The 14,084-nt window shown below is 42.6% G+C and carries 10 protein-coding genes and 1 other annotated feature; all 10 genes read right to left on the bottom strand.

The annotated features are described in order from the left end of the window. Positions 1 to 119: 119 nt before the first annotated feature. The 10 genes from fusA to rplA all read right to left on the bottom strand — a co-directional run bounded on the left by fusA (position 120) and on the right by rplA (position 13,987). On the bottom strand, positions 120 to 2,198 hold the full coding sequence (gene fusA, locus C0966_RS14870; RefSeq protein WP_274856503.1) for an elongation factor G: 2,079 nt from the start codon (positions 2,196 to 2,198) through the stop codon (positions 120 to 122). A 50-nt stretch (positions 2,199 to 2,248) separates the two neighbouring features. Next, complete coding sequence (gene rpsG, locus C0966_RS14865; RefSeq protein WP_274856502.1) at positions 2,249 to 2,719, bottom strand: 30S ribosomal protein S7; 471 nt, start codon at positions 2,717 to 2,719, stop codon at positions 2,249 to 2,251. A gap of 39 nt (positions 2,720 to 2,758) precedes the next feature. Then, positions 2,759 to 3,181: a 30S ribosomal protein S12 gene (gene rpsL, locus C0966_RS14860; RefSeq protein ID WP_274856501.1), complete on the bottom strand. Its 423-nt coding sequence runs from the start codon at positions 3,179 to 3,181 to the stop codon at positions 2,759 to 2,761. A 103-nt stretch (positions 3,182 to 3,284) separates the two neighbouring features. Beyond that, positions 3,285 to 3,533 carry a 50S ribosomal protein L7ae-like protein gene (locus tag C0966_RS14855; protein WP_274856500.1) on the bottom strand — a complete coding sequence of 83 codons (249 nt, stop codon included), beginning with the start codon at positions 3,531 to 3,533 and terminating at the stop codon, positions 3,285 to 3,287. Positions 3,534 to 3,713: 180 nt separating this feature from the next. Then, positions 3,714 to 7,313, bottom strand: a complete 3,600-nt coding sequence (gene rpoC / locus C0966_RS14850; protein ID WP_274856499.1) for a DNA-directed RNA polymerase subunit beta' — start codon at positions 7,311 to 7,313, stop codon at positions 3,714 to 3,716. Positions 7,314 to 7,476: 163 nt separating this feature from the next. Further along, a complete protein-coding gene (gene rpoB, locus C0966_RS14845) occupies positions 7,477 to 11,037 on the bottom strand; it encodes a DNA-directed RNA polymerase subunit beta (protein ID WP_274856498.1) in 3,561 nt (1,186 codons plus the stop codon). Between the two features lie 242 nt (positions 11,038 to 11,279). Continuing rightward, positions 11,280 to 11,882, bottom strand: coding sequence for a class I SAM-dependent methyltransferase (locus C0966_RS14840; protein ID WP_274856497.1), 603 nt, complete (start codon positions 11,880 to 11,882; stop codon positions 11,280 to 11,282). A 245-nt stretch (positions 11,883 to 12,127) separates the two neighbouring features. Continuing rightward, positions 12,128 to 12,493: a 50S ribosomal protein L7/L12 gene (rplL, locus tag C0966_RS14835; RefSeq protein WP_274856496.1), complete on the bottom strand. Its 366-nt coding sequence runs from the start codon at positions 12,491 to 12,493 to the stop codon at positions 12,128 to 12,130. A 55-nt stretch (positions 12,494 to 12,548) separates the two neighbouring features. Next, entirely contained in the window at positions 12,549 to 13,049 is a 501-nt protein-coding gene (gene rplJ, locus C0966_RS14830) for a 50S ribosomal protein L10 (protein WP_274856495.1), read from the bottom strand. A 33-nt stretch (positions 13,050 to 13,082) separates the two neighbouring features. Further along, positions 13,083 to 13,235: a sequence feature (ribosomal protein L10 leader region), on the bottom strand. A gap of 50 nt (positions 13,236 to 13,285) precedes the next feature. Next, positions 13,286 to 13,987, bottom strand: coding sequence for a 50S ribosomal protein L1 (gene rplA / locus C0966_RS14825; RefSeq protein ID WP_274856494.1), 702 nt, complete (start codon positions 13,985 to 13,987; stop codon positions 13,286 to 13,288). Positions 13,988 to 14,084 lie beyond the last annotated feature (97 nt).

Here is a 14,084-nt window from a genome sequence, read left to right as displayed (position 1 = left end):
AAATCCTCCTTTGGTTATAAAAAATTTTAGGTATATAAATGGGCTGCGAATAGGTTGCCCTAATTCGCAGCAACCAAGCTTACATAAGTAGTTATACTTGATTAAAAGACTAAAATCAATTATTCGCCTTTATTTTTTTTGATGATTTCATCAGCGATTGATTTTGGCACTTCTTCATAGTGGTCAAAATGCATTGTGAATACTCCGCGTCCTTGTGTACTGGAACGTAGCGAAGTAGCGTAACCAAACATTTCTGAAAGTGGAACCATTGCACGGACTACTTGAGCGTTACCGCGCGCTTCCATACCTTCTACACGGCCGCGGCGGGCGGTAATGCCTCCCATGATATCTCCCATGTACTCTTCCGGAATCACTACTTCTACTCTCATGATTGGTTCAAGTAGTACAGGGTCACATTTTGCTGCTGCGTTTTTAAGTGCCAAAGAAGCAGCAATTTTGAACGCCATTTCACTGGAGTCAACATCATGGTAGGATCCGTCAAATAGTTTTGCTTTAATGTCAACCATCGGATAGCCTGCAAGTACACCTTTTTGAAGAGCGTCTTCAAGTCCTGCTTGTACTGCAGGGATGTATTCACGAGGAACTACACCACCAACGATCGCGTTTTCAAATTCAAATCCTTTTCCTTCTTCATTTGGTGAGAATTCAATCCAAACGTGTCCGTATTGTCCGCGTCCACCGGATTGACGAGCAAATTTACCTTCAACTTGCGCACTCTTGCGGAAAGTTTCACGATAGGCTACCTGAGGTGCACCTACATTCGCTTCAACCTTGAATTCACGGCGCATACGGTCAACGATGATATCTAAGTGAAGCTCACCCATACCAGCGATAATTGTTTGCCCTGTTTCAGGATCTGTGTGCGCTCTGAAAGTCGGATCCTCTTCTTGAAGCTTCTGTAAAGCAGTAGACATTTTGTCTTGGTCTGCTTTTGACTTAGGCTCTACAGAAAGCTGGATTACCGGTTCAGGGAATTGCATAGATTCTAAGATGACAGGGTTTTTATCATCACAAAGCGTGTCACCTGTAGTTGTATCTTTCAAACCTACTGCAGCTGCGATGTCCCCTGCGTAAACCATTGAAATCTCTTCGCGGTGGTTCGCATGCATTTGCAGAATTCGTCCGATACGTTCGCGTTTTCTCTTTGTAGAGTTTTGTACATAAGAACCAGAGCTTAATGTACCAGAATAAACGCGGAAGAATGTTAATTTACCAACATACGGGTCGGTCATAACTTTGAATGCAAGAGCAGAAAATGGTTCATCGTCGCTTGAAGGACGAGTAACTTCTTCCTCTGTTTCAGGATTAACACCTTTGATTGCAGGTATATCAACTGGAGATGGAAGATAGTCAATTACTGCATCAAGCATTTTTTGAACACCCTTGTTCTTAAATGCGGAGCCGCAAAGAACAGGGAAGAATTCAACGTTGATTGTTCCCTTGCGGATCGCAGCTTTTAACTCATCATTTGTAATCTCTTCTCCGCCAAGGTATTTTTCCATTAGCTCTTCATCAAGCTCTGCTACCGCTTCAATTAATTTTTCACGGTATTCTTCAGCTTGTGCTCTGTATTCTTCAGGAATTTCTTGAACCGAAATGTCTGTTCCAAGGTCATTACCGTAGAAAGTTGCATTCATTTCTACAAGGTCGATAATTCCTTCGAATTGGTCTTCAGCACCGATTGGAAGCTGAATTGGATGAGCATTTGCCTGAAGGCGATCATGAAGAGTTTTAACGGAATATAAGAAGTCCGCACCGATTTTATCCATTTTGTTAACAAATACGATACGCGGTACCCCATAAGTTGTCGCCTGGCGCCAAACTGTTTCAGTTTGAGGCTCAACACCGGATTGAGCATCAAGAACTGTTACCGCACCATCAAGTACACGAAGAGAACGTTCAACTTCAACCGTGAAGTCTACGTGTCCCGGTGTATCAATGATGTTAACGCGATGGTTTTTCCATTGAGCAGTTGTCGCTGCGGAAGTGATTGTAATACCGCGCTCTTGCTCTTGTTCCATCCAGTCCATTTGAGCCGCACCTTCATGAGTTTCGCCGATCTTATGGATTTTACCGGTATAGTAAAGGATACGCTCGGTTGTTGTTGTTTTACCAGCATCAATGTGGGCCATGATGCCGATATTTCGAGTCTTTTCTAAGGAGAACTCTCTTGCCATTGGGTCTTTCTCCTTCCTTATATGAGTGTGTTTTATAATTGAAGGTTAGATTACCAACGATAGTGAGCAAACGCTTTGTTTGCTTCTGCCATTTTGTGTGTATCTTCCCGTTTTTTAACAGCAGCGCCAGTGTTGTTTGCTGCATCAAGAATTTCGTTAGCTAAACGCTCTTCCATTGTTTTTTCTCCGCGTAGACGAGCGTAGTTTACTAACCAGCGAAGCCCAAGAGTTGTACGGCGGTCAGGACGCACCTCAACTGGAACTTGGTAGTTGGCACCACCTACACGGCGTGCTCTTACTTCTAATACTGGCATGATGTTTTTAAGTGCTTGTTCAAACACTTCCATTGGATCTTTACCAGTACGTTCGCGGATAATATCAAATGCTGAGTAAAGAATTGTTTGTGCTTTACCTCTTTTACCGTCAATCATCATTTTATTGATTAGACGAGTAACTAACTTAGAGTTGTAAATCGGATCTGGCAATACATCTCTTTTTGCTACAGGTCCTTTACGTGGCATGTATTTTCCTCCTTTCAACGAATCTGTTTTCAATTAAAATTATTTTTTGGCTGCTTTAGGTTTTTTCGTACCGTATTTTGAACGACCTTGCATACGGTTGTTAACACCAGCCGTGTCAAGCGCACCGCGTACGATATGGTAACGTACCCCCGGCAAGTCTTTTACACGTCCGCCACGGATAAGAACAACGCTGTGTTCTTGCAAGTTGTGACCGATACCAGGAATGTATGCTGTTACCTCGATTCCGTTTGTTAAACGAACACGAGCATATTTACGAAGCGCTGAGTTCGGTTTTTTCGGAGTCATTGTACCAACACGTGTACATACACCGCGTTTTTGTGGTGAATATACGTTTGTTTGCACCTTTTTAAAGCTGTTGTAGCCTTTGTTAAGTGCAGGTGATTTTGATTTTTCTGCTACTGATTTACGAGGCTTACGCACTAATTGGTTAATTGTAGGCATGTAATTTTCCTCCCTTCACATTTTCATTTAAGCCCACACATCCAGGTGGTTCATTTTTTTACAAAAACAAAGTCTTTGCAGTTTTCGCCTGCAAAAACAGTTTTTAACGGATAATTGCTACAGTGGCAGCTCCAACTTCAATCCCGCATGCTTTCCCGAGTTTTTTCATTGAGTCAACGCGGGTTATCGGAACATTCATTTCCTTTGCGACATCGACAGCCTTTGCCGTCAGGTTAGGATCAGCATCATTGGCAATTACTAGTTCCATTACGATCCCGGATTTAAGAGCTTTCACCGATTGCTTTGTTCCTACAACAATGTTTCTTGCCTGTGATACTTTTTCATAAGACATATATATCCTCCAAAGTAACAGGTAATTGAAGCACCTTTGCTATATTAGCATCTCAAAATAGCGATGTCAATACCAATGAAAAAATTTATTCCGGAGTCTCGCTGTTTCATAAAAACTTTATTAAAAATACGGTACTTGCATGTTGTTTTCACAGGCAAGTACCGCATTTTTAAAGAACATCTACTCAACTGTAATAGGAGCTTCTGCAGTTTCATCCTTTAAGATTGGTTTTGCTTTACGATAACGTTGCATTCCTGTACCAGCTGGAACTAACTTACCGATGATAACATTTTCTTTTAAGCCAAGTAATTCATCGCGTTTGCCTTTGATTGCAGCATCTGTAAGTACTCTTGTTGTTTCCTGGAAGGATGCTGCAGACAAGAACGAATCTGTTTCCAAGGATGCTTTCGTAATACCGAGCAGCACAGGGCGTCCGGTAGCCGGAAGTTTTCCTTCAAGAAGGGCTTTTTCGTTGGCATCTCTAAATTGATGAATATCAAGCAGAGTACCTGGTAATACATCTGTTTCACCGGCATCGATCACACGCACTTTACGAAGCATTTGTCTAACCATAACTTCAATGTGCTTGTCGCCGATTTCTACCCCTTGCATACGATATACCTTTTGAACTTCACGAAGCAAGTATTCTTGTACGGCAGATACGTCTTTTACTTTTAGTAATTCTTTCGGATCGACCGAACCTTCGGTTAACTCCTGGCCGCGCTCAACACGATCATTTACATCTACTTTTAAGCGCGCTGTATATGGTGCTGTGTATGTGCGGGTTTCCACTTCACCCTGGATGACAATTTCGTGCTGGCGGTCACGTCCTTCGTTAATTCCAACAACGACACCGTCAATTTCAGAAATAACAGCTTGACCTTTCGGGTTTCGTGCTTCAAACAACTCCTGGATACGAGGTAAACCTTGAGTAATATCATCTCCAGCAACCCCGCCGGTATGGAAAGTACGCATAGTTAACTGTGTACCCGGCTCACCGATTGATTGAGCAGCAATGATACCGACTGCTTCGCCTACTTCCACTTCCTGGCCGGTAGCTAAGTTGCGGCCGTAGCATTTTTTACATACACCGTGTCTTGTGTTACATGTGAAGGCTGAACGAATCCATACTTCTTCTATGTTTGCTTGGACAATTTCATTTGCCAGATCTTCCGTAATTAATCCGTTCTCAGGTACAATAACCTCGTTAGTTTCCGGATGTCTTACCGCTTTTCTTGCATATCGCCCGATTAAGCGTTCCTCGAGCGGTTCGATCACTTCTGTTCCATCCGTTAAAGCTCTTACTAATAATCCCCGGTCTGTGCCGCAATCATCTTCCCGAACGATTACATCCTGCGCTACGTCAACAAGACGGCGTGTTAGATAGCCGGAATCTGCTGTTTTAAGAGCCGTATCTGCAAGACCTTTACGGGCACCGTGTGTTGATATGAAATATTCTAATACGGTTAAACCTTCACGGAAACTAGCTTTAATCGGCAATTCAATAATCCGTCCTGCCGGGTTGGCCATGAGTCCGCGCATACCGGCTAACTGCGTAAAGTTCGACGCGTTACCGCGGGCACCGGAATCACTCATCATAAAGATTGGATTCATTTTATCCAATGATTTCATAAGTTTTGCCTGAATGGTATCTTTTGCAGAACTCCAAATCGAGATTACTCGGTCATAGCGCTCGTCTTCCGTGATTAAGCCGCGTCTGAATTGCTTTATCACATTGTCGACTTTTCTTTCGGCTTCATCGATGATTTCTTTCTTTTCGCCCAATACGACAATGTCAGCAACACCAACCGTAATACCGGCTTTCGTAGAATATTTAAATCCAAGGTCCTTCATGCGGTCAAGCATTTTAGAAGTTTCAGTGATCTTGTACCGTTTAAATACTTCCGCAATGATACTTCCGAGGATTTTCTTCTTAAATGGTTCAACCAGCGGCATTTCTTTGATCAATGCCTTTACATCTGTTCCCGGATCTACAAAGTATTTCTCAGGTGTTTTTTCCTCAAGATTTGTCTTTGTAGGTTCGTTAATGTAAGGGAATGATGCAGGTAAAATTTCATTAAAGATTAATTTACCAACTGTTGTTACAAGCAATTTTTTGTTTTGTTCTTCCGTAAATGTCGGATTGTTTAGTGAGCCGGCATGAATGGCAATGCGTGTATGCAAATGAACATAGCCGTTTTGATAGGCAAGCAATGCTTCATTTGTATCTTTGAATACCATTCCTTCGCCTTCTGCTCCTGCTCTTTCCAATGTCAAGTAATAGTTGCCTAATACCATGTCCTGAGAAGGTGTAACAACCGGTTTACCATCTTTAGGGTTTAGAATGTTTTGGGCAGCAAGCATTAGTAGACGTGCTTCTGCTTGAGCTTCTGCTGAAAGCGGCACGTGAACCGCCATTTGGTCGCCGTCAAAGTCTGCGTTATAAGCAGTACATACGAGCGGATGCAAACGGATGGCCCGGCCTTCTACGAGCGTTGGCTCAAACGCTTGAATTCCAAGTCTGTGCAAAGTAGGGGCACGGTTTAGAAGAACAGGGTGTTCTTTAATGACTTCTTCTAAAACATCCCACACTTCAGGCTGAACTCTTTCAATTTTTCGTTTAGCAGATTTAATATTATGGGCTAAACCTTTTTCAACAAGCTCCTTCATCACAAATGGCTTGAACAGTTCAAGCGCCATTTCTTTCGGAAGTCCGCATTGGTACATTTTAAGGTTTGGACCAACTACGATAACAGAACGACCTGAATAGTCTACACGCTTACCAAGCAAGTTTTGGCGGAAACGGCCCTGTTTCCCTTTAAGCATGTGGGAAAGTGATTTCAACGGACGGTTTCCCGGTCCGGTTACAGGACGGCCGCGGCGTCCATTATCTATTAATGCGTCGACCGCTTCTTGAAGCATACGTTTTTCGTTCTGAACAATAATGCTTGGAGCTCCAAGATCTAATAATCGTTTTAAACGATTGTTCCGGTTAATAACCCGTCTGTACAAATCGTTAAGATCTGAAGTCGCAAAGCGTCCTCCGTCCAGCTGAACCATCGGACGAAGCTCCGGAGGAATAACCGGAAGAACATCAAGAATCATCCAGGACGGTTCATTTCCGGAATTACGGAATGCTTCAAGCACCTCGAGGCGCTTAATTGCACGAGTGCGGCGCTGTCCTTGAGCAGTTCTTAGTTCTTCTTTTAAGATCTCAACTTCTTTTTCAAGATCAATATCTTGAAGAAGTTTTTTAATCGCTTCCGCACCCATTGAAGCCTGGAATTTATTTCCGTACTTTTCGCGGTATGCGCGGTATTCTTTTTCTGATAAAAGTTGCTTCTTTTCTAATGGAGTGTCACCTGGTTCAGTAACGACATAAGAAGCAAAATAAATAACTTCTTCAAGAGCACGCGGGGACATATCAAGAACAAGCCCCATTCGGCTCGGAATCCCTTTAAAGTACCAGATATGGGATACCGGCGCAGCTAATTCAATATGCCCCATGCGTTCACGGCGTACTTTTGCACGAGTAACTTCAACGCCGCATCGATCACAGACAACACCTTTGTAGCGGACTCTTTTATATTTTCCGCAATGGCATTCCCAGTCTTTTTGAGGGCCGAAGATACGTTCACAGAAAAGACCATCTTTTTCTGGTTTTAAAGTACGATAGTTGATCGTTTCAGGTTTTTTTACTTCACCATATGACCAAGAACGGATTTTATCAGGTGAAGCGAGACCTATTTTCATATACTCAAAATTGTTCACATCTAGCAAGGGGCCTACCTCCCTTTTGATCTACAGGTTTTACCCTTATTGCTTCATTGTCCAGCCGACATGCCTGGTCCCTTGGCGGCCCTTTGAAAGAAAACAACATCTTTCTCAAGGGCACGCGTTGTTCAGGGACTGACAGCGGCACTTTTGAATATCTTTTTTAACGTTATTCTTTTGTTCCTACTTTTTCTGATTCGGATTTTTCAAGCTCCGGTGCAATCGTAAATGATTCGGCCTGTTGAAGTTCTTCTTCATCTTCCAGATCGCGCATTTCAATTTCTTCTTCATCACTTGAAAGGATTTTGACATCCATACCTAAGCTTTGAAGTTCTTTGATTAATACTTTGAATGATTCAGGAACTCCAGGCTCCGGTACATTTTCACCTTTAACAATTGCTTCATACGTTTTTACGCGACCGACAACATCGTCCGATTTAACGGTAAGGATTTCTTGGAGTGTATAGGCAGCTCCGTATGCTTCAAGTGCCCAAACCTCCATCTCTCCGAAACGCTGTCCGCCGAATTGTGCTTTTCCGCCAAGCGGCTGCTGCGTAACAAGCGAGTATGGCCCGGTTGAACGAGCATGAAGCTTATCGTCAACCATGTGCGCCAATTTGATCATATACATGACACCAACGGAAACTCGGTTATCAAATGGCTCTCCAGTCCGTCCGTCATATAAAACGGTCTTCGCATCAGGTGCCATGCCGGCTTCCTCGATTGTCGACCAGACATCTTCCTCATTCGCTCCGTCAAATACCGGCGAAGCAACGTGAATTCCAAGCGCTCTTGCCGCCATACCAAGATGGAGCTCGAACACTTGACCGATGTTCATACGAGATGGAACTCCCAATGGGTTTAACATAATATCGACAGGTGTTCCATCCGGAAGGAACGGCATATCTTCTTCAGGAAGAATGCGGGAAATAACACCTTTGTTACCGTGGCGCCCCGCCATTTTATCTCCTTCGGAGATTTTACGTTTTTGAACAATATATACGCGAACAAGCTGGTTTACACCCGGAGGAAGCTCGTCTCCGTCTTCACGATTAAAGACTTTTACATCTAAGACAATTCCGCCGCCGCCATGAGGCACTCTCAACGATGTATCGCGGACCTCACGAGCTTTTTCACCGAAGATCGCGTGTAAAAGACGCTCTTCTGCAGTTAGTTCTGTAACCCCTTTTGGCGTTACTTTTCCAACAAGAAGGTCTCCATCTTTTACTTCTGCTCCGATGCGGACAATACCTCGCTCGTCAAGGTTGCGGAGGGCATCTTCACCGACGTTAGGAATATCACGTGTAATTTCCTCAGGACCAAGCTTGGTATCGCGAGATTCTGATTCATATTCTTCAATATGAATAGAAGTATAGACATCGTCTTTTACAAGACGCTCGCTCATGATAATTGCGTCCTCGTAGTTGTAACCGTCCCATGTCATAAATGCTACGAGTACATTTCGTCCAAGTGCCAGTTCGCCTTTCTCCATAGAAGGACCGTCCGCTAAAATTTCGCCTTTCACAACACGGTCGCCGACTTTGACAATCGGACGCTGATTATAGCAAGTTCCTTGGTTGGATCGAACAAACTTTAACAATCTGTATTTGTCTAAGTCGCCTTTAACTTCTTGGCCATCGACTTCTTTAACACGGCGCACCCAAATTTCGCGGGCTTCTACATGTTCTACGATTCCATCGTGTTTACAAATAACTGCCGCCCCGGAATCTTTTGCAGATACATATTCCATGCCAGTACCAACAATCGGCGCTTCAGGCTGCAATAACGGCACTGCCTGACGCTGCATGTTCGCACCCATAAGCGCACGGTTTGAGTCGTCGTTTTCAAGGAATGGAATACATGCTGTTGCAGCTGAAACAACCTGTTTAGGCGATACATCCATGTAATCGACACGGTCGCGCTTTACGACTGTGTTCTCACCGCGGAAACGAGCTACAACTTCCTCATCAAGGAAGGAACCGTCTTCTCCAAGGCGGGCATTTGCCTGGGCAACCACATAGTTATCTTCTTCATCAGCCGTCAAGTAATCAATCTGGTTGGTTACTTTTCCGGTTTCCGGATCAACACGGCGGTAAGGAGTTTCGATAAAACCAAAACGGTTCACCTTTGCATATGTTGACAAGGAGTTGATCAAACCAATGTTCGGACCTTCAGGTGTTTCAATCGGACACATACGGCCATAGTGGGAATAGTGAACATCCCGAACCTCAAAGCCCGCACGTTCACGAGTTAAACCTCCAGGTCCCAATGCAGAAAGACGGCGTTTATGCGTTAATTCTGCAAGCGGGTTTGTCTGGTCCATAAACTGGGACAACTGGGAGCTTCCGAAAAATTCTTTAATAGAAGCGATAACCGGACGAATGTTTATTAATTGCTGCGGCGTAATCGTCGCAGTATCTTGAATCGACATTCTTTCGCGGACAACTCGCTCCATCCGCGACAACCCTATTCTGAATTGGTTTTGAAGCAGCTCTCCAACAGAACGGAGACGTCTGTTTCCTAAATGGTCAATGTCATCAGTATCTCCGACACCATGCAGCAAATTAAAGAAATAACTGATCGACGCGATAATATCTGCCGGAGTGATATTTTTAATGTGTTCTTCTACATACGCATTACCGATTACATTGATTACTTTCTCGCCTTCTTCATTTGGGGCATATATTTTAATCGTTTGAAGATGAATGTCTTCTTCAACAACTCCTCCTGCAGGGCTGAAAGTCGCAAAACCAATGTTTTTTTCAAGATTTGGAATGATTCTGTCTAATGTACGACGGTCTAGAGTCGTCCCTTTTTCAGCAATAATTTCGCCTGTTTCAGGGTCTACCAACGTCTCAGCAAGAGTCTGGCCGAATAGACGGTTTTTAATATGAAGCTTCTTATTAATCTTATAACGGCCAACGCTAGCTAAATCATAACGCTTCGGATCAAAAAATCTGGAAATTAACAAATTTTTAGCGTTTTCTACTGTCGGCGGTTCGCCCGGACGAAGCCGTTCATAAATTTCTAACAGCGCCTTTTCAGTACTTTCTGTATTGTCCTTTTCCAGAGTGTTACGGATATATTCGTTATCTCCAATCAATTCAATGATTTCTTGATCAGAGCCAAATCCGAGAGCACGCAAAAGCACCGTAACAGGAAGCTTTCTCGTACGATCAATTCTTACATACACGACATCTTTGGCATCTGTTTCATACTCCAGCCAAGCGCCGCGGTTCGGGATCACGGTTGCAGTAAAACCTTTCTTCCCGTTCTTATCAACTTTCTCGCTATAATATACACTTGGGGAACGAACAAGCTGAGAAACAATAACACGTTCTGCTCCGTTAATAACGAACGTTCCAGTATCCGTCATTAAAGGAAAGTCTCCCATAAAAACATCCTGGTCTTTTACTTCGCCTGTTTCTTTGTTAACGAGACGGACTTTCACACGCAAAGGCGCTGAATATGTAACATCCCGTTCCTTTGATTCCTCAACGGAATACTTCGGCTCGCCTAGGCTGTAATCAATAAACTCAAGCGATAAGTTACCAGTAAAGTCCTCAATCGGCGAAATGTCCTGGAACATTTCACGTAAACCTTCATCAAGAAACCATTGATACGAAGAGGTTTGGATTTCAATGAGATTTGGTAATTCTAGTACTTCACTGATTTTTGCATAACTTCTTCGTTGGCGGTGTCGTCCATACTGAACTAGTTGACCTGTCAACTGATTCACCCCTCAAATCAAGCGTAATAATTGCATCTATTTACGTCTTACCCAGGACAAGCCTGTCATAAGACAAAAAGAAAAAGGGTTTTTTATTAAAAACCACATTTTCACAACAAGAACTATTATTTTGTTATTTTTTCCTTACAAAACCATTTTTATACAAACCTCATTGAAATTAGCAATAATTCCGAGAATATTCTGTTGGCATTTTATAATATTAACATAGCATATTATGCTGGTCAATATTTTTTTGCCCGGATTACAAAATAACCTTTCTTTTTTTCAACGATGCCCACTTCGTCAAAGATTTCATTTAACTTATCGATTGCCGAAGGAGCTCCCTGCTTTTTTTGAATGACAACCCACAGTTCTCCGCCGGGTTTTAAATGGCTGACACTTTGTTCAAATATATCATGAACAATCTTTTTTCCCGCCCGAATCGGAGGATTTGTGACGATGGACGCAAAATTGTGTTCTTTTACACCGGTCAATCGGTCACTTTCATAAATGACGACATTATCAATTTTGTTTAAAAGAGCATTCTCTTTAGCAAGAGCAAGGGCGCGTTCATTTACATCCACCATATGAACGGAGATGGTTTCAAAGCTTTTTGCAATCGAAAGCCCAATTGGCCCATAACCACAACCGACATCCAAAACATTTCCCTCTACTTCAGGCAATGCAAACGTCTCTATCAACAACCTTGATCCAAAGTCTACTTCTCTTTTTGAAAAAACACCATTATCCGTCTTAAAACGAAAGATATGATTTCGAAGCTTATAGTCCCAATAGACCGGGTCACTTGCAACATTTTGAGTTCGGGAGTAATAATGGTCAGACACGAAGTTCACCTCCGATGGAGAGATTTCTAATGAGGGATTCGAGGATCGCTATATGAACGGTATTATATGCTATATATTAGAAAAAAGCAAAAAAATAGAAAAGCGCAAGCGCCTTGGTTAGCCCCGACAAGCATAATCGCGGTTATATCGAAATATTCACGGTTTTACCAAAACAATCGCTTTTATATCTGAAATTCGGCTCCCTGCAAATCAAAAAGCCCGCTTATGCAGCGAGCTTTTTTTCATTACTTAACTTCAACGCCAGCTCCAACTTCTTCAAGTTTAGCTTTGATTTCTTCAGCTTCTTCTTTAGAAACGCCTTCTTTAAGAGGCTTTGGAGTGTTGTCGACAAGTTCTTTTGCTTCTTTAAGGCCAAGACCTGTGATTTCACGCACAACTTTGATAACTTTGATTTTTTGGTCGCCTGCAGATGCAAGAACAACGTCAAATTCACTTTTCTCAGCAGCAGCTTCGCCACCAGCAGCGCCACCCACAACAGCTACAGGAGCAGCAGCAGTTACACCGAACTCTTCTTCAATTGCTTTTACTAATTCGTTTAATTCTAAAACAGTCATATTTTTAACTGCTTCAATAATTTGTTCTTTAGTCATTTTAAATTTCCTCCTTATTTGTTGTTTTATTTAACCGACAAACACTAACTTCAGCTTATGCGCCTTGCTCTTCTTTTTGGTCTGCAACAGCTTTTGCAGCAAGAGCAAAGTTGCGGATAGGTGCTTGAAGAACGCTGAGTAGCATAGAAAGCAAGCCTTCGCGGGATGGTAGATCTGCAAGAGCTTTTATTTCTTCTACTGTTGCGATATTTCCTTCAATTACACCGGCTTTAATTTCAAGAGCTTCGTGGTTTTTCGCAAATTCGTTTAAAATTTTCGCTGGAGCAACAACGTCTTCGTTGCTGAAAGCAATCGCGTTCGGACCAGTTAAAGCTTCATTCAAGCCTGCAAGTTCAACAGCTTCAGCTGCACGGCGAGTTAAAGTATTTTTGTATACTTTGAAGTCAATGCCAGCTTCACGAAGCTGTTTGCGAAGTTCAGTTACTTCAGCAACGTTAAGACCGCGGTAGTCGACAACGATTGTTGTTTTGCTTGCTTTAAACTTCTCAGCAATTTCTTGTACGATTTGTTTCTTTTGTTCGATTGCGCTGCTCATCCTTACACCTCCTGTAGATTATCTACATTCATACCGACCAATAAAAAACCTCCACATCTTTTCACAGACATGGAGGTAGTATACAATAGCCGCTTTGTTAACGGACTAACTCATTCTATCGTATTACCTCGGTAGGAAATTAAGCCTTTCGGCACCTACTGTCTGCGGTATAAATGTTATTCTATTTTCACAACAGAGTCAATTATATATATCAAGACTCCGATTGTCAACTGTCATTATTGTTTTACTGCAACAGAAGAAGGATCAACTTTGATTCCAGGTCCCATTGTTGAAGTAACAGCTACGTTCTTCATGTAAGTACCTTTTGCAGCAGCTGGTTTTGCTTTTAAGATTGTATCAAAGATTGTGTTGAAGTTTCCAACAAGCTTTTCGTTTTCGAAAGATGTTTTACCGATTGGAACGTGGATGTTACCAGCTTTGTCAACACGGTATTCAACTTTACCAGCTTTGATTTCTTTCACTGCACGTTCAACATCAAAAGTAACTGTACCTGTTTTAGGGTTTGGCATTAAGCCTTTAGGTCCTAATACACGTCCAAGTTTACCAACTTCACCCATCATGTCAGGTGTAGCAACGATTACATCAAACTCAAACCAACCTTGGTTGATTTTGTTGATGTATTCAGAATCACCTACGTAGTCTGCACCAGCAGCTTCTGCTTCTTTCGCTTTTTCACCTTTCGCGAATACAAGCACACGCTGAGTTTTACCAGTACCGTTAGGAAGAACTACCGCACCGCGGATTTGCTGATCCGCTTTCCTTGGGTCGACTCCAAGACGGAATGCTACCTCAACAGTTGCGTCAAATTTTACAGTACTTGTTTTCTTTACAAGATCGATCGCTTCTTCGATTGTGTAAGCTTTTGAACGATCTACAAGCTTTGCAGCTTCTAAATACTTTTTACCTCTTTTAACCATTTTAATTTTCCTCCTTGAATGTGGTTTTAACGGAATAACCTCCCACGTACAAAAGCACAGGCGCCTTGTTAAGCGCCTTAGCCGGACGAATAAAGGT

It is taken from the genome of Bacillus methanolicus (assembly GCF_028888695.1).
Lineage (GTDB): Bacteria > Bacillota > Bacilli > Bacillales > Cytobacillaceae > Bacillus_Z > Bacillus_Z methanolicus_B.
This window is presented reverse-complemented; position numbering and strand designations above follow the sequence as displayed.